The following is an 18,846-nucleotide window of genomic DNA, read 5'->3' as shown; positions in this document are numbered from 1 at the left end:
TTGGGCATAGAAAAATGGTGTTGTGCTCGAAATGAACATATTTATGCTCGAAAACTATTTTTTTGTGCTCGAAACTTCTCCCGCTATGCGCGAAACCTCAGGATTTCTGCTCGACCTGTCGATTTTCCACGATATATCAGGTGACGCCGCCAGGAACTAAAGCTCCCCAACCAACATTCACAAAATCAAATTCATATCCCCGAACTCATGCCATAGATATCCCTTTGCAACTGCGGTCCTGTAGGCGCTCATTAAATAATCTCGGGGAACGAATGCCTGCAGAAGATCGAGGTGGCTTGCCTCCGGTTCGTGAAGCCCGGTGATCAGTCCGTCAACAACGCGGAGGGGGCTTTCTTTTGTAATATAAAGATTTGTCACGCCGCTCGCAGCAGCGACATCCCCCCCATGGCCGGCCGCCACGGCTTCAAGGGCCCTGACCACCGTCGTCCCGACTGCGATCACCCGGTTCCCTTCCCGCTTCGCCCGGCGTATACTGTCCGCCGTCTCCCGGGAAACATGATATTCCTCGGGGTGATTCACTGGATTAGGCCAGCGGTCATCTCCATAATAGCTTAGCCCGGCGTGAAGCTGGAGGCACACGACCTCGATCCCTTCCGCACGCAGCTTCGTGATCAATTTCCAAGAAAATGCCCTGCCTGCAGAGGCCATTTCCACAGATCCAGGAACGGACCCGTATACATTCTGGTAATAGTCGAGCGGCCACGGTGCATCGATATATTCGTAGCGGATCGGCTGTCCATTTTTATAAAGAAAATCATAGAACCCAGCTCCTTCCACACTAAAGGTGAGACGAACCAGGGGCTTTTCGCTCCCATTGCCGGACATAAACGCTTTCACTCCGTCAGCGAAGGTAATCGGCAGCCTGGCGTCATTCACCGGGCCCAGGATCAAAGCGTCCCATTCACGGCTGCTGACCTTCCTCGACAGCCGCACTTCCACTTCCCGGCTGCCCTGCGTTCCCCTCAGTGATGCCGGAATGGTCCTGCTGTTGTTTACCACAAGGACATCCCCTCTTTTCAATTGGGTGTGGAGCCGGTTGAAGTAGGAGTGCTCAACACCGCCCGTCTCCCTGTTCAGCACCATCAGTTTCACTTCGTCCCTGCCTTTCCCGCTGAGCTCTACCGGGGCAGAGGCATTCAGCTGACGGGGTATGTCAAAGACTGCCTCATTCATTTTCCCCACCCCGATTCCAAGTGAACTCCTGGGCTTCAAACCTTTTTCCTGAAACATCCTTCGCATCATCTGAAGCAAGATAAAGGAAAACATCCATATGTTCATGAGGCTCGGCTAACGGATAATCACAGTCCGGAACCGCTTCTTCATGCATGCTTGTGTTCATTTCACCCGGATCCACCATATTGATGCGGACCCCCGTCTCCTGAAGTTCATCTGCCCACGTCCCTGTGAGACCCTCTACCGCAAACTTGGAGACTCCGTATGCCCCCCACTCAGCGAATCCGGTTTTCCCAGCTTCGGATGTCAGATTGATGACGGACCCCTCATTTCTCATCAGCATCCCCGTCAGTACCCGTTTGGTGACGATGAACGGATTGAATGTGTTGATCCGCAGCACCTCCATGAAGTCCTCTTCAGGATAATCGGCCAACAGCCTCGGCCCCGGTCCGAAGATGGAAGCATTATTGATCAGCACATCGATCCTTCCGAACGCCTCCTCTGCCACTGAAACAAAACGGTCGACGTCCTTCGCAACCGATACATCCGCGACGACTGCTGCGACCTCTGCTCCCTGCGCACGCACTTCCATCTCCACTTCCTTAAGCGATGCCCCGTTCCGCGCACATATGGCAAGCCTCGCCCCTTCCCTTGCAAATTGAAGGGCCAATTCCCTTCCCAATCCTTTTGACGCTCCAGTAATCATGACCACTTTGTTTTTCAACATTTTCATTCCTCCCAAATTGTTTTGCTTGCTTTCATTTTATGAAAACGATTACCGCGGCAAATCGGCTATAAGGGAAGAGAAGATATAGAAAATTAGACCGGTATTCCATTCAGTCTTTTGGTGTAGTCCTGCAAAAAACACGAACAATAAGACTGGATATTTATTTTATATTCGTGTTATAATAAGTTTGAACTTAATTATTAGCAGTGACTGGCGAAAACGTGGAACGAACCACAGGGGAGCTGCGACTTTTTTTATCATCAGCCATCATGCCGATCGCCTGGGCAAAAGGCAAGGGTACACCCTTGTCTTTTTTTGTTAGGCTCTTTTCACAAACGACTTGCTTCACTGTAGAAAAAGGCGCTTTGCCTTCAGGAAGCAAGGAACTCGGGAGAACAGTCTTTAACCAATTACAGGAGGGATTGCAGTGGAACCATTGATTCTAGACGGTAAACGTGTTGCGACAGAAGTGAAGGAAAGCCTGAGATTGAGAGTGTCTGCATTAAAGGAAAAAGGGATTGTGCCTTGTCTTGCCACAGTGCTTGTCGGTGACGATTCCTCGTCCGAAACCTACGTGAAGATGAAAGGGAATGCCTGCAGAAAAATCGGCATGGAGTCCCGCCGCATCCATCTGCCGAAAGAAACGACAACAAGTGAGCTGTTGAGAGTCATCAACGAGTTAAACAGTGATGACGATGTACACGGCATCCTTCTTCAGCATCCGGTCCCTAAACATATAGATGAACGTGCCGCTTTCGAAGCGATTTCCATCGAAAAAGACGTAGACGGGGTCACAAGCCTCGGTTTCGGCCGGACATCCTTCGGGTTCGGCGAATATCCATCGTGCACACCGGCCGCCATCATGAATATCATCGATTACTACGATGTATCGGTTGAAGGAAAGCATGCCGTGGTCATCGGCAGGAGTCCGATCCTCGGCAAACCCGTGTCGATGATGCTGTTGAACCGCAATGCCACCGTCACGACCTGTCATTCCTATACAGAAAACCTTGCGGAGATCGTATCGCAGGCCGATATAGTCGTAGCGGCCGTAGGAAAACCGAACTTCATCAAGGGTGAATGGGTGAAGGAGGGCGCGGTGATCCTCGATGCCGGCTACAATAAAGGAAACATCGGAGACGTGGATTATGATTCCTGTTACGAGAAAGCAGGAGCCATCACGCCGGTACCGGGCGGGGTTGGACCTGTCACGATCTCCATGCTTCTGAAACAAACCGTCGATTCTGCAGAGAAGACGGCTGAGCTTTTAAAAAAATCTTCATAAATTTCGTCTTGCCTGGAGATTGGCCCTATTCAGGGTCAATCTCTTTTTGTGTTTAAAACTGTTGAATGTAAAAGCGAACCACCAAAAGTGGTCACTTCAGAGGATGCAGGAATGATCCCATCGGAACTGCATAACTTGAACGAAAAGCACATCAAAACTCGCTGGGATTGCATGGTGGGGACGGAGGTGAAAGTGTCATGAGATGGCGATGGCATTTCAACCTCCGTCCCTACTATTCACAACCCGCCTCACTTGACTTCCCGCTCCACCCGTACTAAGATAGGTACCGAAAACTCCATAGACATCAAAAGACTTTCTAGGGTTCCGCCATAACGGGTCTGGTCCGAGAGAAAGCGCAAAGAGCGATCTTTGTACACGGAGGGAGAAAAGCCCGGGAGATACCACTTTAACAGTGATATCTCCCGGGTTTTTTATTTTTCAATAGAAAAGGAGCGATTTTTATGTGGTGGTTTGTCACAGCGGTTGCGGCACTGTTTGAAATCGGCTGGGCGACCGGCTTGAAATATGCGCATGACGGATTGACGTGGACGCTGACAATCGCAGCGATTCTCGTGAGCTTCACAGGACTGCTGATGGCTTCAACACGCCTGCCGACAGCAACCGTCTACGCAGTCTTTGTTGGGCTTGGCACATTGGGTACTGTGATCGTGGATATGATCTTCTTTGAGGCTGGCATCAATGCAGGTGTGGTGTTCTTTGTCGTCATGCTGCTTACAGGCGTAATCGGCCTGAAATTTGTCACGGATGCTGACGGGAAGGAGGCGCAGGAATGAGCTGGATTGCATTAATCATAGCGGGATTTTGTGAGGTGCTTGGAGTAAACGGCATGCAGCGGATCGCAACAGGTAAAAAAATTAGCGGATTTATCTTTCTGATCGGCGGCTTTATAGCGAGTCTGAACCTCCTCTCATTCGCCATGACCAGCATTCCGCTTGGCGTGGCCTACGCCGTCTGGACCGGTATGGGTACAATCGGCGGCGTTGTCGTAGGTATGGTATTTTATGGAGACCCCGCAGACCGCAAGCGTATTTTCTTTTTAACGCTGATTGTAGTGGCGGTTATCGGGCTTCGGGTAGTGACGGGTTAAGTGAGGCGGCGCAGCGGGGACGGAGGTTCAGTGATTCATTTTTGTACTGATTCTATAAGTGAACCGGCTTACTCCGTCCCGGGTGACCGCATCAATTACTCATCCCCCGGCTGAGCGGCCAGCCGGGGGTTATTCGTGGTTTTAGACACAGGTATATCCATACTATTCAGCGAAGGTGGTGCATTTAGTTAAAAGCTGATTGTTTGCTGCCCCGACGATTGCTTTAACAGCCAGCTGCTGAATCATATTTTCATCACCGAATGCCTATGGTGGGATAGAAAAATCCCCCCACATCAATGTGAAAGCGACCCTGCACTCTCTCAATTAGAAAGTGTAAAGAATGAACAATTTGTGGTGATCTCATCAGAAAACGTCCTTCCGGGAAGCAGAATGGCTTATACAGTTGAAGAATTAGCTGAAGGATTTATAAGCATCCCGGCCCCTTATTTATGGTGGCCGGATAAAAATATAGTAGTTTGTGAAATACTGAACAAAATACTTGAATTCCATTCCAAAGCGTCGTATACTTAAGTCAAATAGTAATTGTGAAACATTTCACAATTGAAACTTAGGAGGAATTTCCCCATGAAAATCGCAGTAATCGGAAGTACTCACGCTGGAACAGCAGCTGTTACAAATATGGCAAGTATGTATCCTGAAGCAGATATTACAGTCTATGAGAAAAATGATAATGTGTCCTTTCTTTCATGTGGCTTAGCATTATATGTCGGCGGTGTAGTTGAAGATCCTCAGGGACTTTTCTACAGCTCACCTGAGCAGCTGAGAAATCTCGGCATTACAATGAAGATGCAGCACGCCGTCCAGGAAATTGATACTGCGCGCAAGCAGATCAAAGCGTTGAATCTGGTCACTGGTGAAGAAGTGAATGACAGCTACGATAAGCTCGTCATGGCAACCGGTTCATGGCCAACCATCCCGCCAATCGACGGTATTAAGCTGGATAACGTCCTGTTAGCAAAGAACTTCAATCAGGCAAATACAATCATCGAAAAATCACGCGACGCTAAGCATGTCACGATTGTCGGCGCAGGTTATATTGGCGTTGAGCTTGTAGAAGCATTCCAGCAGGCAGGCAAAAAAGTAACGCTGATTGACGGTGTGGACCGTATTCTGAATAAATATCTTGATCAGGAATTTACCGATCAGGTAGAGCAAGCATTCATTGACCGCGGCGTTGAACTGCGACTCGGCGAAACTGTTACTCGTTTTGAAGGTGAAACGTCTGTTGAAGCTGTTGTAACGAATAAAGGACGCGTTGAGACTGACATTGTGATTATGTGTGTCGGCTTCCGCCCGAACACAGAGCTCTTAAAAGGAAAAGTAGACATGCTGCCAAACGGGGCAATTACAGTTGATGATTATATGCGCACAAGCGACCCTGACATCCTTGCAGCCGGTGACTGCTGTGCAGTGAAGTACAATCCGACAGGTCAGGCTTCCTATATCCCTCTTGCAACAAATGCAGTCAGGATGGGTACACTCGTTGCACGCAACCTGATTGAACCGGTCATGAAAAACGTTGGTACACAGGGAACATCAGGTCTGCACATTTATGACCTGAACATGGCATCAACGGGCTTAACTGAAACGAGTGCAAGAGCGATGGACATTCATGTGAAAAACGTCACAATCTCTGAAAAGCACCGTCCTGAATTTATGCCGACAGCGGAAAATGTGCTGTTAAAAGTCAGCTATCTGCCTGAAAGCCGTAAAATCATTGGCGCGCAGGTACTGTCAAAAGCGGATGTCACCCAATCAATTAATACACTCAGCGTCTGCATTCAGACTGGCATGACGATAGATGAACTCGGCTTTGTCGACTTCTTCTTCCAGCCCCACTTCAATCAGCCGTGGAACTTTCTGAATAAAGCAGGACTGGCAGCAGCTGAGACACGCAAGCCGGCATTGGTTTGATTGGAACTGAGTCAGCGTTGATGAGTCAATACGCTGAAAAGCGCACTTTTAGGCAGTGCGCTTTTTGTCTGCGGTCTTTTAGAGGAGGTATTTGGTCTGGCAGACTGATGCGGCTAATAATGAATTGAATGCGCCGGATTCAGCCGAGCACCACTGACTGCCCCGCGTCAAAATGCTAACCTTGCTGAGATCGTATCGCAGGCCGATATAGTCGTAGCGGCCGCAGGAAAACCGAGCTTCATCAAGGGTGATGGGGTGAAGGAAAGCGCGGTCATCCTCAATGCCGGCTACAATGAGGGAAATATCGGAGACGTTGATTATGATTCCTGTTACAAGAAAGCAGGAGTTATCACGCCGGTTCCTGGCGGAGTCGGACCTGTCACGATCTCCATGCTTCTGGAACAAACCGTCGATTCTGCAGAAAAATCGGCAAAGCTATTATAAAAATCTTTATAAATTATCTACATGTCCTGAGATTAACTCTTACTAGGGGTTAATCTCTTTTTGTTTTCTTTTCCAAAAACCTGCTTATTCTTCCGGTAATAGGGAAAAATGTGTAGAGAAAATAACCGAAAAGGAGCAAATTCATGGACACTCAAAACAATCATACATTCAACCAGCAGCCCGAACCATTTTGGCGTGAATCCGTCCAGCTTCCTGTGTTTCCGAAGCTCGGTCAGAATATTAAAACAGATGTAGCCGTAGTCGGCGGAGGAATCGCGGGGATCACCACCGCCTATCTCCTCGCAAAAAGCGGTAAAAAAGTGACTCTGATCGATGCGGGCCGTCTGGTCAATGGCACCACCGGCCACACAACCGCAAAAATCACCGCCCAGCATGGATTGATTTATGATGAACTCATCAATCATTTCGGTGAGGGATTCACTAAGAAATACTACGAAGGAAATATGAAGGCTCTTTCTTTCATGGAAGAAACAATCAAAAATGAAAGCATTGAGTGCGATTATTCCAAGCAGGATGCGTACGTTTACTCCACCACCGATGAATACAAGAAAAAGGTGGAGAAGGAATTTGAAGCCTACCTGACCCTCGGCATCGAAAGCGAACTGATGGAGAAGCTTCCAATCGATCTCCCGATTAAAAATGCTGTCATCATGAAGGAACAGGCACAGTTTCACCCTGTAAAATATCACAAGGCCCTCGTTGACAGCATCGTCGAAAACGGCGGGCAAATTTTTGAAGAGACCGCAGCCAAGACCATCAATGAAGGAGAAAGTACCCAGGTGGTGACGGAGGAAGGGTATCACATCGACAGTGAATATGTGGTCATTGCCACCCACTTCCCTTTCTATGATGGGATGGGCGCCTATTTTGCCCGGCTAAAGCCCGACCGCTCCTATACAATCGCGGCGAAGACCACGAAGGATTTTCCAGGCGGCATGTATCTCAGTGCAGAGGACCCGACGCGGTCCCTGCGCTATACGGAAGACACAAACGGAGAGAAGCTCGTCCTGATCGGCGGCGACAACCACAAGACAGGACAGGGACAAGATACGCTGAAGCACTACGAGGCGCTTGAGGAATTCGGAAATACAGTCTTTGGAATACAGGATGTTAAATACAAGTGGTCAGCACAGGATCTCATCTCACTTGATAAAGTCCCGTATATCGGTCCATTGACAAAGAAACATCCGGCCATCCTCGTCGCCACCGGTTTCCGTAAATGGGGGATGACACTCGGCACACTTGCCGGACAGATCCTTTCCGATCACATTCTCGGAAACCACAATCTATACAGCGACCTCTTCAAGCCGTCCAGATTTAAAGCCGACCCGGGCATCAAACGATTCTTAAAGGAAAATGCCAATGTAGCCGGCCAGCTGGTAAAAGGGAAATTGGATATTCCTACAAAGAAAGCGGACGAAATCGAAAATGGCGAAGGTGCCATTGTCCTGGTGAATGGCAGAAGATGCGGCGGATACAGGGACGAAAAGGGGAAACTCTTCGTAGTCGATACAACCTGCACCCATATGGGATGCGAGTGTTCATGGAACCACGGTGACCATACATGGGACTGCCCTTGCCACGGATCGAGGTTTGCAGTGGATGGCACAGTGGTGGAAGGACCGGCAAAGGAACCGCTGACGAGGGTCGATGATCAGCTCGGATAACGTCGAAATATAGCCCGGGAAATATCACGGAAGAAAACGAAAGTTGTCAGTTTTTGACGGCGCACAGCAGCAAGTTGAAGGAATATTTCCATGCCTCATTTCCCACACTAATAAGGCAAGAGTACTTTTTAGGAGGGAATCGTATGGGCCGCACAAAGCAGGGAAACCGCAATGCACAGGCAAATACCAATGCTAAAAGAGGAAATCGCACGAGCTCCGAAATGGTGGAGTTCACAACAGGACGGGCAAAAGCCGAAAAGAACCGTCCACAAGACTAATCAACGCCAGGCACCCCTTGAATCCGATTCGAGGGGGCTTTTTTATGTAGAAGAAAGGGATTTTCTGCTTCTTTCCCGAAATATAGACTATGAATGAAACACTCGGGAGGGAATCAAGATGAATGAAAACGTACTGTTCAAGCAATTGGACTTTATCCGCCTTCGGACCCTGGCATTTTTAGATGCAACGACAGAAGAGCAGGCAGATGTGATGCCGCAAGGGTTCAGGAATTCAATCCGCTGGAACCTCGGCCATATCCTTTTGTCACATGAAAATCTACTTTTTTCTTTTTTAGGTAACCAGGACAAAAAAGCGATTCCGGCACATTATGACAAGCTATTCGGCTTTCATACGAGCCCAGATACGTGGAAGGAAGAAAACCTCACTCCTCCTTCGCTGTGCGAGCTCCGCGGCCTTCTTGAAGAACAGCCGAAGCGTTTGAAGGAAGTGTTCAGCGGCCGCCTGGATCAAGAGGCGGAAAAGCCGTTCAACCTCGGCTCAGTCACGTTGACCACATTGGCGGACGTATTTGCATTCGTTAATTGGCATGAAGGGCTCCATCAGGGGAGTATCACGACCCTCAAACGGGTGCAGGGAGTCGAGGATCTGTTTGCAAAGGCAGAAGAAAAAGCGAAATGATACGGACGTGTACGGGCTCATGCCCTGTACACGTTTTTCACTTAAAAGCTCTTTTCGCATACTTTGTTGTTTTACACACAAGAAAATTCCGGAACTTGGGTATTTTCTGATGCCCGTCCACCTATGGTTTAAACTCAAATTCGAAAAGAGCACGTCCACAAGCAGCATTCAGTCTACTAGCCAATTGACGAAAAGCAACAATCTATTAGAAAACAGCCTACTTAAATAAAATCAAAAAATCTCCATACCCTTCCGCTTCAAGCCGGTCCTTTGGGATGAACCTGAGCGCTGCAGAATTGATGCAGTACCTCAGCCCTCTGGGTCCGGGACCGTCAGTGAAGACATGGCCGAGATGGGAGTCACCTTCGCGGCTTCTCACTTCCACTCGCGTCGATTTATGCGAAAGATCATATCGCTCCTTTACGCTTGCGTCCATCACGGGCTTCGTGAAGCTCGGCCATCCGCATCCGCTGTCATATTGGGCCTTCGATGTGAAAAGCGGCTCACCGCTCACGATATCGACATATAACCCCTCTTCTTTGTTATCCCAGTATTCATTCTCATACGGAGGCTCTGTCCCGTTCTCCTGTGTGACATGATACTGCATATCGTTCAGCGATACGCGCAGATGCGAACGGTCCTCAGGCCAATATTCCTTCTTGAACGCTTCCCTTCCGGACCCTCTTTTGTACAAAGCATATCGGAAGGCATTTTTCTTATAAAAATCCTGGTGATACTCTTCCGCTTCATAGAATGGGCCTGCCGGAAGGATTTCCGTCACGATCGGCGAATTGAACTTTCCGCTTTCCCAAAGCTCAGTCTTCGATTGTATCGCCTGCTCTTTTTGTGATTCATTGTGGTAGTATATCGCCGCCCGATACGACGAGCCCCGGTCCTTGAACTGGCCGCCGTCATCTGTCGGATCTATCTGCTGCCAGAATAGCTCCAGCAGCTTTTCATAAGGGTATAGTTCGGGATCGAAAGTGATCTGTACCGCTTCTCTATGTCCCGTATCGCCCGATATCACCTCTTTATAGGCCGGGTTCTCCGTCTCCCCTCCCGTATAACCGGACCGGATGCCAAGAATGCCTTCCTGCTCATCGAACGGCTCGACCATGCACCAGAAACAGCCGCCTGCAAAGGTTGCGATTTCCTCAGTCATGCTTATTCCTCCTTCGTTTCACGTGGAACATAAAAGGTTCCCCTACCCTTCAAAATAAAGATGATAATGATTCCTGCACCCCGGATTGAAAGCAGACTGACAATGCGGACATACCGACTGGCAGTTCATATACTGCAGGATCGTCAATTCATTCCCGCACCCGCCGCACAATACGGCTTTGGTATCCCGCTCATCCCTGGTCCATCTAACCGGTTCATGACCTGCCTCCTCCTCGTGACAGAGGTGACAGGGATAATACGTATTGCAGCATTTGAATTTTAACGCGATGATATCCCGTTCACTATGATAATGGCGGCACCGCGTCTTCGAATCAACGTCGACTCCTTTCACTTCAACATCTTCAGGCACCATTTTCAGTCCATCTCCTTTTATATAAAGTCATATACGATTCTTTCGCCGCTAAAGACATTTTTTCCTTCCACATAAAAGCGGATACCAGCCCTACCGGCCGATATCCTTCACTTATCAGACATGCTCCATCAGCCCGCGCAGATCACTGTATTCATAGTCCGGCTTGACGCCGAGCTCGTCCATTTCTTTCCCTTGCCGGTTAATCCAGGCGGTATGAAAACCGAAGCTCGCCGCCCCGGCGATATCCCATGTGTTCGAGGACATGAACAAGACTTCTTCCCTTCTGACACCGAGCCTGTCAAGGACGTGATGATAAGCCATCGGCGTAGGCTTGAACTGTTTCACGTCATCCACTGAAAGCACCTCGTCCAAGAGAGGGCAGAATGGGGACTGGTCAACGAGCGGTGACAGCATATCGAATGATCCGTTAGAGAAGATGGCCGTTTTGTAAGATTGAAGCTTTTTCAATACCTCTTCGGTTTCATCGTAATGCTGAAGCTCCAAGTATGCCCTAATCAACTGATTTTCCGTATCCTCCGTCAACTTTGCACCTGCTTCTTTACAAGCATATCGGAGTGCGTCCCTTGTGATCTCCAGAAACGTCGAATACCTGCCCATCAGCTGGCGCAGAAAACTGTATTCAAGCTGCTTCTGCCTCCAGATTCCGCTGATATTCTCACCTTTGCCCGGAAACAATTCATTGCATTTCTCAATGACTGAGTGAACATCGAAAAGAGTGCCGTACGCATCAAATACAAATGCTTTTAACTTTGGATTTTTCACTGCCGTCCCCTCCTGAAATTGATTTCTTAACCCCATGATATAGCAGAGTTCCCTTAAGACAAACTGATAAACCTTATAAATTATTTCCGATGCCCTGACTAAATAGGATTTTATTACTACCGTTACGGGTATAGTAAGAAAAAAAACGAAGAACAGGGGAATTCAATTGAAAAAGAAGCAAAAATGGTATCAGAAAAAACAATGGTGGGCAGGCGGTGCTGTCATACTCATCCTTGCGGGGATCATGCTCTACAACCGCATTAAGCCCCTTCCGCCGGGCATATCCTTTGAAGGCAGTGAGTACTCGCTTCCCCAGAAGGACGTAGAATTTTTGTACGACCTTACATATGACAATAACGGCAAGGAAGTCTACGATCATAACATTTTCAAAGAAGTGTTTAAGACGATTGAAGAAGCTGATCATTTCCTTGTACTGGACCTCTTTCTTGTGAACGGATACACAGACGGTAAACGGCCTTATCCTAAATTAAGCGAAACATTATATAACAAAATCAAGGAACAGATGGAAAAGAAGCCTGATTTGAAAGTTGTCTTCATCACAGATCACGTCAATACAACCTATCGATCCCATAAAGCAAATCATATAGACCCCCTCGAGAAACTGGGGGCTAAAGTCATCTATACGAACCTGAACAAGCTCCGTGACCCGAACCTCATTTATTCAGGGGTATGGAGGGCGGCCCTCGGATGGTTCGGCCAGGAAGGGGACGGATGGCTGCCCAATCCGATGGCCCCCTCTGCCCCTAAAGTGACGGCGAGATCCTATTTAAAACTGTTGAATGTAAAAGCGAACCACCGGAAAGTGGTCATATCAGAGGATGAAGGTATGATTCTCTCAGCGAACCCGCATGACGCGAGCGGCTTCCACTCAAATATCGCATTCAAGGTAAAAGGGAAAATCCTGAAGGATATGGTAAAAGCCGAAAGGGCGGTTGCAGCTTATTCCGGCGGAGATGAAAGCAAGTTCCCGACCAATGAAGAGCTTGATAAGCTGATCAGCCCTTCCGATCCGGGTGAAGGACCACCCGTTAAAGCGCAAATAATCACGGAAAGCAAGGTTCAGGACCATGTCGTCAAAGCGATGGATGATGCAGAGGAAGGGGACGAGATCTGGATCGGGATGTTCTATCTGGCCGACAGGGATATCATCGATGCCATTGAAGATGCAGCAGAACGCAAGGTGGACGTCCGGATCGTGCTCGACCCGAACCAAAATGCATTCGGCCAGGAAAAGATCGGGCTTCCCAACCTGCCGATCGCATCAGAACTGCATAATTTGAATGAAAAGCACATCAAAATCCGCTGGTATGACACAAACAAAGAACAATATCATTCCAAATTTATCTACGTCAAAGGGAAGAAGCGATCAATCGTCATCGGCGGGTCCACCAACTACACATCAAGAAACCTGGACGACTACAATCTTGAAGAAAACATCAAGCTCGTCTCAACAACGGACAGTGCATTGATCAAGTCAGTCGACGACTATTTCAAGCGGATCTGGAACAACGAAGACGGCACCTATACCGTGAATTACGAGAAATATCAGGACAAGCTCCCTGCATTTAAATACATCATGTATGTCCTGCAAAAAATATTCCAGGTCACGACATTTTAAGGTTTTAAACATTGATAACACGGGAAAAGAAGCAATAACGATACATTACAAAAACAAACATTGGAGGTAATCATTATGGGTTTCATTTTATATTTAATCGTTGGAGGAATCATCGGCTGGTTAGCCGGCCTGATCTTAGGTAAAAACGTACCAGGCGGAGTCATCGGAAACATTATCGCAGGTATCATCGGTGCATGGATTGGCGGAGAATTACTCGGAAGCTTCGGCCCGTCGCTCGCAGGAATCGCTATTATCCCGGCCTTACTCGGAGCCATCATATTTGTATTCCTTTTAAGCCTGCTGCTAAGAGGAATGAGAAGAACATCACATTAATCGATTAGTAAAGAACTCCTTGAGATTCGTCTCGGGGAGTTTTTTTGTGTGGTTTATTTGCTTGTTCTTGAGTAACTGTTCTATATGGAGGCTGGAGGGTTTGGGAGGGTTGGGTTTGCGATTGGTTGCTGTTGTTTGTTTACCCATCTCTGCACGCAAATTAGAATCATTCTTAAAAGATCATATATTCGGAAAATGGAGCGTATTTTTTGTCGAATGGATCATATATTTCTGATTTGGAGCATAAATCTCCGAAACGGATCATTAATCCTCAGAATGGATCATATCCCTCCTCCTGCCCTTCAAAATACCACCCCTGGCAGCAGAATCACCCTGCTCTCCAATCGAAAGTCACTCCCAGCAGTCCTTGAACCCACAAAAAAACAGCCCGCAGGCTGCTTTTTCTATCAATACGTCATCGATTTTCGAGATTTTCTTTTATTCCGGTATTTCTTATACATCGGGTAGACGATAGGTCCCCATTTGATCAATTTTCTGATTAATCCTTTCATAAAAGGCAACCTCCTTTGTTATATATTGTTTACCCGCTGCTGTACCGGCAGAAACCACAAACGACAAGAAGGAATAATCTTCTACCCAGATGTATTCAAAAAATAAATCACGTCATGAAACAATTCCCACCCGCCCCCAGTTACATCTATAAAAGAATCCACAAGGGGGATGACCATGAAAAATAAAATAAGCGGAATCCTGCTCTCCGGCGTCCTGTTCCTTTCCTTGACTGCCTGCTCCGTTACGGACACCAGCACCGCCTCCAACTCAAGAGAAGAAGCAAACACGCCCGAAATCACTCAGGAGGAATTAACAAAGATCACAAAAGGAATGGAGCTCAAACAAGTAATCAAAATCATCGGCGGTGAAGGGAAACAGCAGGGCGAGTCGGGAAAAACCGGGACGAAGGCACACCAGGTAAGCTATGTATGGGACGGGACCGCTCCCAATTCATTTGTCTCGATCAGCTTCCGGAACAATAAGGTCAGTACAATCAACGCTATGAACATAAAGTGAAACTGAGGCCGCGACATGCCGCCCCAAACATAAAAAAACAAACGCCCGAAGTTCAAGCCCCCGGGCGTTCTTAATCAACTATATGATCATTTACTGCTCTTCGACTCGGATATCTTCCCCAGGAAGAATCCGTTGACTTCACTGAGCTTGCCTCTCCAAAGGATTTTCCCTTTCGAAGGAGTGGGCTTGTTGTCCCCGCAGTAGACTTTCGTGTTTTTCATATGAATGAAATTGGCTTCACTCAGGGCGCCGTCTTCCACCTGCTCGCCTGCCTTGGCAAGCTCTTCACTCAGTTTCTGCGCAACATCGCTGCCGTCTTCAAAGTTTTCGCTCAGCGCGTCGAAGTAATCTTTAGCAGAAATCAGTGTGCCTGTGATGACAGCCCCGTTTACATTCAGGGTGATGTCCAATGTAAAGTCATGCTTATTAGCTGCTTGTACAAAAAATTCCAGGATTGAATCTTTATTTGCACCAGATCCTAAGCTCATGTTCACTTTTCCCTCCTGTCTGTCTGTCTGCCTGTTAAGAATTAAGAAGATGTGTCGTCATCACTTGAAAGTGTTGTTTCTTCGTCTTCGTTGTCATCTTCTTTTTTAGATGATGATTTCTTAGATTTTGAAGATTTGCGTGTAGAGCGTTTTTTGCCTTTGGCTGAAGTTGATTTGCCTTTTTTCTTATCATCCTTATTGTCTTCATCTTCATCTTCTTCATTCTCATCTTCAGAGTCGTCTTCGTTCTTTGCCTCATCCGAATCATCATCTTCATCGTTATCATCTTGGTCTTCGTCCGTATCCTCTTCTTCGTCGTCCACTTTTTTCTTGGACGCTTTTTTCGTGTTCTTTTTGGATTTTGTTTCTTCTTCATCGTCTTCTTCGTCTTCTTCGTCTTCTTCGTCCGTATCCTCACCTTGTTCAGTGAGTTTTGTCAGCATATCCTCAAGTTTTTGAAGGCGGTTGTTAAGCTGTTCGTTTTCTTCTTTAAGAGATTCATAGTCTTTGTCGCTGTTAGTCTCTTGATCATCAGATTGATCTGAGCTTAATGTTGTTTCATTATCGTCTTCCATCTTTTCATTCTTTTCATCATTTTCATCCGAGTTCTTATCACGTTTGAACAGGCTAGCTGTTGAAGATCTCAACGAAGTGACCGCACTTCTTGATTTTTCTTTCGCAGCTTTACCGAAATCAAGGGATTTACTTTTCAGTTTTTCCTGGTCGATTGAACCAAGCAGCTTTTTCCCGTTTTCAGGAGTGGCCAGGTATCCGACTGTGGCGCCAAGGACACTTCCCGCGACCGTACGCTTGATCGGGCCGCTCATTCTTTTCTTTTTCTCATTTGTCGATTTGTTATCTTGATTTTCAACTGTTGTATCTTCAACTTTAGTGTTTTTTTCTGCCATGATTCAAAAACCTCCGATTATTTTAGTTTGATTGTTTAGCAGTATTTAAACGATTGGTTTCCATCTTTTTCTCGAGTGATTCGAGACGTTCCTGAAGCTTTTTATTTTCTTCTTCGAGAGCCCTGGTATTGTTGTCAGCTGCTTTGGAGCTGAGGTAAGGATCATTTTCCCACCAGTCCATGCCGATTTCCTTTGCTTTATCCACGGAAGCGACGATTAAACGGATTTTGATGGTTAACAGTTCGACATCGGCGATCCCGACCGTTATGTCTCCTGCGATGACAACCCCTTTATCCAGGACTTTCTCTAAAACATCCACAATTGTATTCGACTGCATTGAATGTTCCATAGCCATGTTGTTGTCCTCCTTTGAACCGGTGGGAATGCCTTACATCAAGCTCCCCAGAGGTCCGAGATCTATATTAAGGTCTTCTGCATCAAGACCGAAGATTTCTTTCAGCTCTTCCATCTTTTCCTCAAGATTCATCAAGGCAACGCCGAGATCCTCGACCTGCTGATCTGTCAGCGTGCCGCCTTCGACACGCCTCATCGCATGCCTTTCGACGATTTGCCTTACCAGTTCAATGACTGTGAGGACAAGCTGTGCCAAACCGTCCTCGGGATTATTTGAATCGAAGTTGATCCTGCTACGCCCATTTGTCTGGCTGACCTGTTGCATGAATCAATTCCTCCTTCTCTCTATCAAGTTTTTCAGAGTTGATTTCTTTGCGTGTTCCATTTTTATGCTGTACCAGTGTTTCCACCGAGGAAATTAATACTCTAAGATCCAAATAGACGAGATCGACACCTGCAATCGAAATCACAAGGTCTCCTTTGATGGCTACACCTTTGTCGAGAATCACGTCTAAAATGTCTATAAGTGCAATATCTTTGTTCTCAATTGATTCTCTTACAGTCACAGCTCACCATCCCTTTCCATTCTCTCTTATACTTCTTTTAATTCCCTCGGCGGAAGTTCCTGAAACAGGCAATTTTATGAAAAACTTGAGAAATGGTAAGGAGGCCAGGGACCCGAAGCTTCAAAGCTCCATCCTGATTTCCCGAGTTCTTCCTTGTACCGGTTCACTTCGTCGGTGAACTGATCGACTTTATCTTCAGCAATGAGGAACACACTATTCCAGGCCATGTTTTCCTTGCGCCCGGTCACATCCTTGCCCCAGTTTTTCTTGACGCTGCCTTCAATCGCCTTTTCCTTAAGCTTTTCATGGACTTCTTCACAAATCCGGTTTTTCTCGTTTTCAAGCTCTTGATCAATCAGCTGGTCGATCTTTTTCTTTTCAAAAAACTGCCTTCCTTTCGGCAATTCACTGATTTCTTTTCGTTTTTCTTCTATTGCAGGATTGCTGCTGCTCACTTCTTCCCTGAGTTCTTTATCATCGCAGAAAATCTTGAGATTCCATTCTTCATTACCCTTCAATTTGGAGAAGGTGCTCAAAAGCTTATTGCGGTTTCCTTCGATGGTATCCTTCAAGCTGTCCTCGCTTTTATAAAGCGTACAGAATTTTAACGGGACGATTGTGTACATCTTTGACACCATCAAGACGGTCTCATGATGATGGAAAGCCTTGGCCTGCAGCCATTCCATATCATTTTCGATCTTATCTTTTAAGTCTTCTTCCGAATGGGTTTCGGAATCGATCGAACATACGATGGCCGTCACATCCCCGACGTCAATTGTGAAAAGCTCTCCTTCTCCGTCAAACCCTTTGATTGATGGAAGAGGCTCCTCTTTTGCTTCATTCGCCGGAATCAAACCGTATAGATAAAGTAAATCGCTCATCCTGTCACCTTCATTCCCTCTTCTTCGTCATTTCTTCCCATTGTTCCATTTCGCGCTGCTTTGCGATTTCATATCGGGCCAGCAGTTCGTCTTCTTTTTCCTGAAAGGCTTCTTCAGGGATTTCACCAAGTTCATACATCATTTGCAGCTGAATCAGCTTTTGCTGGATGGTGGGCAGGTCGTACAGCTCTTTGTCGGCTTCTTCTTTGATCTTTTCCCCGACTTTGATGACCATATTGATCGGCGCACTGACCAGTTTATGGATCATCCCGCTTCTTCCACCTTCAAGCGGATATTCACGAAGTTATACGCCGGCCATGGTCCGCTGTATTGAAAGTCGACCTTATCCTTCCACTTCTCATGTGCTTCATTCACCTTTTGATCGAATAGTTCTTCCTTGTCACGGTCGATCAGGAAGGCGGCATTGAGAAGCATCGTTTCGCTTGAAGGATCATTTACCTTCGCTGCTTCAGCTGTTTCTTCAAGGGGCTCGAAGATTTCCTTCTTCATTTCCTCCTGAAGGGAAGTGAAGAGTTTCTGAGCCATCCCGCCCAATTTGATGCGGTCGTAATAGGCGGCTGATTCTGATTTTCCTTTTACAGAAGAAGACATCTTCTCCATTTCAGGATTCTCTTTCACCATTTTTTCAAGGTATTCTTTCTTTCCGATCACCTTAAGACCCAATTCAACCTTGCCTTTGATGGCCGGGAAGAGCTTTTCAAACTGAGGGTAAAGGTTTTCAAGCAGCGCCTCCACATCCTCTTTGCTCTGGAAGACATTCCCGAATGAAATGGGGATGACGGTGTCATTCTTGCTCATTACTTCCGATACGACTTTCTGGTGCATCATCAGATTGTCTTTCTTCGGGTGATAAATTTTCATCGGGACCTCTGCTGCCACCATGGCGGAATCTTTATAGTTGATTGTAAAAACGTCCCGCTTTTCACCTTCTAATTCAACTGATTCAAATGCTTCATCCTTATCTGTCTGAATCGCACAAAATACATAAATTCCGTTTTCCTGGCTCATAAG

Annotated in this window: 23 protein-coding genes, 1 pseudogene and 2 riboswitches; of the genes and pseudogenes, 11 read left to right on the top strand and 13 right to left on the bottom strand. The window is 47.0% G+C overall.

The window, feature by feature from the left end; translation table 11 throughout:
* Positions 1–177 precede the first annotated feature (177 nt).
* Both BHE18_RS22230 and BHE18_RS22225 read right to left on the bottom strand, forming a co-directional pair.
* Positions 178–1,251: an S-adenosylmethionine:tRNA ribosyltransferase-isomerase gene (locus tag BHE18_RS22230; RefSeq protein WP_235860426.1), complete on the bottom strand. Its 1,074-nt coding sequence runs from the start codon at positions 1,249–1,251 to the stop codon at positions 178–180.
* Positions 1,187–1,921 (bottom strand): SDR family NAD(P)-dependent oxidoreductase, encoded by a 735-nt coding sequence (locus BHE18_RS22225; RefSeq protein WP_071620656.1) that lies wholly within the window; start codon positions 1,919–1,921, stop codon positions 1,187–1,189. Before BHE18_RS22225 ends, BHE18_RS22230 begins: the two co-directional genes overlap by 65 nt.
* Before the next feature lie 196 nt (positions 1,922–2,117).
* Positions 2,118–2,214, top strand: a riboswitch (ZMP/ZTP riboswitch).
* A 128-nt stretch (positions 2,215–2,342) separates the two neighbouring features.
* Here BHE18_RS22225 and BHE18_RS22220 point away from each other — a divergent pair.
* The 8 genes and pseudogenes from BHE18_RS22220 to BHE18_RS22185 all read left to right on the top strand — a co-directional run bounded on the left by BHE18_RS22220 (position 2,343) and on the right by BHE18_RS22185 (position 9,299).
* Positions 2,343–3,206 carry a bifunctional 5,10-methylenetetrahydrofolate dehydrogenase/5,10-methenyltetrahydrofolate cyclohydrolase gene (locus BHE18_RS22220; RefSeq protein WP_216095316.1) on the top strand — a complete coding sequence of 288 codons (864 nt, stop codon included), beginning with the start codon at positions 2,343–2,345 and terminating at the stop codon, positions 3,204–3,206.
* Positions 3,207–3,511: 305 nt separating this feature from the next.
* Positions 3,512–3,606: riboswitch (guanidine-I (ykkC/yxkD leader) on the top strand.
* Between the two features lie 61 nt (positions 3,607–3,667).
* The gene (locus BHE18_RS22215) at positions 3,668–4,000 is read left to right on the top strand and encodes a DMT family transporter (RefSeq protein ID WP_071620654.1); all 333 of its coding nucleotides are present in this window, start codon (positions 3,668–3,670) and stop codon (positions 3,998–4,000) included.
* A complete protein-coding gene (locus tag BHE18_RS22210; RefSeq protein WP_071620653.1) occupies positions 3,997–4,314 on the top strand; it encodes a DMT family transporter in 318 nt (105 codons plus the stop codon). Before BHE18_RS22215 ends, BHE18_RS22210 begins: the two co-directional genes overlap by 4 nt.
* Positions 4,315–4,899: 585 nt before the next feature.
* The gene (locus BHE18_RS22200; RefSeq protein WP_071620651.1) at positions 4,900–6,249 is read left to right on the top strand and encodes an FAD-dependent oxidoreductase; all 1,350 of its coding nucleotides are present in this window, start codon (positions 4,900–4,902) and stop codon (positions 6,247–6,249) included.
* 177 nt (positions 6,250–6,426) lie between these two features.
* Positions 6,427–6,693, top strand: a pseudogene (locus BHE18_RS22790) (bifunctional 5,10-methylene-tetrahydrofolate dehydrogenase/5,10-methylene-tetrahydrofolate cyclohydrolase); the annotation flags it as partial.
* Positions 6,694–6,836: 143 nt separating this feature from the next.
* Complete coding sequence (locus BHE18_RS22190; protein ID WP_071620649.1) at positions 6,837–8,381, top strand: FAD-dependent oxidoreductase; 1,545 nt, start codon at positions 6,837–6,839, stop codon at positions 8,379–8,381.
* Positions 8,382–8,524: 143 nt separating this feature from the next.
* On the top strand, positions 8,525–8,659 hold the full coding sequence (locus BHE18_RS23830) for a hypothetical protein (protein WP_268876512.1): 135 nt from the start codon (positions 8,525–8,527) through the stop codon (positions 8,657–8,659).
* Positions 8,660–8,777: 118 nt separating this feature from the next.
* Complete coding sequence (locus tag BHE18_RS22185) at positions 8,778–9,299, top strand: DinB family protein (protein WP_071620648.1); 522 nt, start codon at positions 8,778–8,780, stop codon at positions 9,297–9,299.
* A gap of 217 nt (positions 9,300–9,516) precedes the next feature.
* Here BHE18_RS22185 and msrA read toward each other — a convergent pair whose 3' ends face one another.
* The 3 genes from msrA to BHE18_RS22170 form a co-directional block, all read right to left on the bottom strand.
* Complete coding sequence (gene msrA / locus BHE18_RS22180) at positions 9,517–10,461, bottom strand: peptide-methionine (S)-S-oxide reductase MsrA (protein WP_171910772.1); 945 nt, start codon at positions 10,459–10,461, stop codon at positions 9,517–9,519.
* Positions 10,462–10,503: 42 nt separating this feature from the next.
* Positions 10,504–10,833 (bottom strand): CHY zinc finger protein, encoded by a 330-nt coding sequence (locus BHE18_RS22175; RefSeq protein ID WP_071620646.1) that lies wholly within the window; start codon positions 10,831–10,833, stop codon positions 10,504–10,506.
* Between the two features lie 114 nt (positions 10,834–10,947).
* Complete coding sequence (locus BHE18_RS22170; protein WP_235860424.1) at positions 10,948–11,616, bottom strand: haloacid dehalogenase type II; 669 nt, start codon at positions 11,614–11,616, stop codon at positions 10,948–10,950.
* 166 nt (positions 11,617–11,782) lie between these two features.
* Here BHE18_RS22170 and BHE18_RS22165 point away from each other — a divergent pair, with 166 nt between their 5' ends.
* From BHE18_RS22165 to BHE18_RS22155, 3 genes are all read left to right on the top strand, one after another.
* A complete protein-coding gene (locus BHE18_RS22165; protein ID WP_071620644.1) occupies positions 11,783–13,255 on the top strand; it encodes a phospholipase D family protein in 1,473 nt (490 codons plus the stop codon).
* A gap of 75 nt (positions 13,256–13,330) precedes the next feature.
* Entirely contained in the window at positions 13,331–13,588 is a 258-nt protein-coding gene (locus BHE18_RS22160; RefSeq protein ID WP_071620643.1) for a GlsB/YeaQ/YmgE family stress response membrane protein, read from the top strand.
* A gap of 687 nt (positions 13,589–14,275) precedes the next feature.
* Complete coding sequence (locus BHE18_RS22155; protein ID WP_071620642.1) at positions 14,276–14,617, top strand: hypothetical protein; 342 nt, start codon at positions 14,276–14,278, stop codon at positions 14,615–14,617.
* A gap of 86 nt (positions 14,618–14,703) precedes the next feature.
* On the opposite strand, the gene gvpU is transcribed toward BHE18_RS22155, so the two are convergent.
* The 8 genes from gvpU to BHE18_RS22115 form a co-directional block, all read right to left on the bottom strand.
* Positions 14,704–15,105 (bottom strand): gas vesicle accessory protein GvpU, encoded by a 402-nt coding sequence (gene gvpU, locus BHE18_RS22150; RefSeq protein WP_071620641.1) that lies wholly within the window; start codon positions 15,103–15,105, stop codon positions 14,704–14,706.
* Positions 15,106–15,146: 41 nt separating this feature from the next.
* Entirely contained in the window at positions 15,147–16,013 is an 867-nt protein-coding gene (gvpT, locus tag BHE18_RS23405) for a GvpT/GvpP family gas vesicle accessory protein (protein WP_071620640.1), read from the bottom strand.
* A 22-nt stretch (positions 16,014–16,035) separates the two neighbouring features.
* On the bottom strand, positions 16,036–16,368 hold the full coding sequence (gvpJ, locus tag BHE18_RS22140) for a gas vesicle protein (protein ID WP_071620639.1): 333 nt from the start codon (positions 16,366–16,368) through the stop codon (positions 16,036–16,038).
* Positions 16,369–16,401: 33 nt separating this feature from the next.
* Positions 16,402–16,692, bottom strand: a complete 291-nt coding sequence (locus tag BHE18_RS22135) for a gas vesicle protein K (RefSeq protein ID WP_064567977.1) — start codon at positions 16,690–16,692, stop codon at positions 16,402–16,404.
* Positions 16,661–16,933 carry a gas vesicle protein gene (locus BHE18_RS22130; protein ID WP_032087032.1) on the bottom strand — a complete coding sequence of 91 codons (273 nt, stop codon included), beginning with the start codon at positions 16,931–16,933 and terminating at the stop codon, positions 16,661–16,663. The genes BHE18_RS22135 and BHE18_RS22130 overlap by 32 nt, the downstream gene beginning before the upstream one ends.
* A gap of 74 nt (positions 16,934–17,007) precedes the next feature.
* A complete protein-coding gene (locus BHE18_RS22125) occupies positions 17,008–17,814 on the bottom strand; it encodes a GvpL/GvpF family gas vesicle protein (protein WP_071620638.1) in 807 nt (268 codons plus the stop codon).
* Positions 17,815–17,824: 10 nt separating this feature from the next.
* Positions 17,825–18,082, bottom strand: coding sequence for a gas vesicle protein GvpG (locus BHE18_RS22120; RefSeq protein ID WP_071620637.1), 258 nt, complete (start codon positions 18,080–18,082; stop codon positions 17,825–17,827).
* Positions 18,079–18,843, bottom strand: coding sequence for a GvpL/GvpF family gas vesicle protein (locus BHE18_RS22115; RefSeq protein WP_071620636.1), 765 nt, complete (start codon positions 18,841–18,843; stop codon positions 18,079–18,081). The genes BHE18_RS22120 and BHE18_RS22115 overlap by 4 nt, the downstream gene beginning before the upstream one ends.
* Positions 18,844–18,846 lie beyond the last annotated feature (3 nt).

This window comes from Rossellomorea aquimaris, assembly GCF_001877785.1.
GTDB classification, from domain to species: domain Bacteria; phylum Bacillota; class Bacilli; order Bacillales; family Bacillaceae_B; genus Rossellomorea; species Rossellomorea aquimaris_A.
The sequence above is the reverse complement of the archived record's forward strand: the minus strand, read 5'-3'. Positions and strand labels throughout refer to the sequence as shown.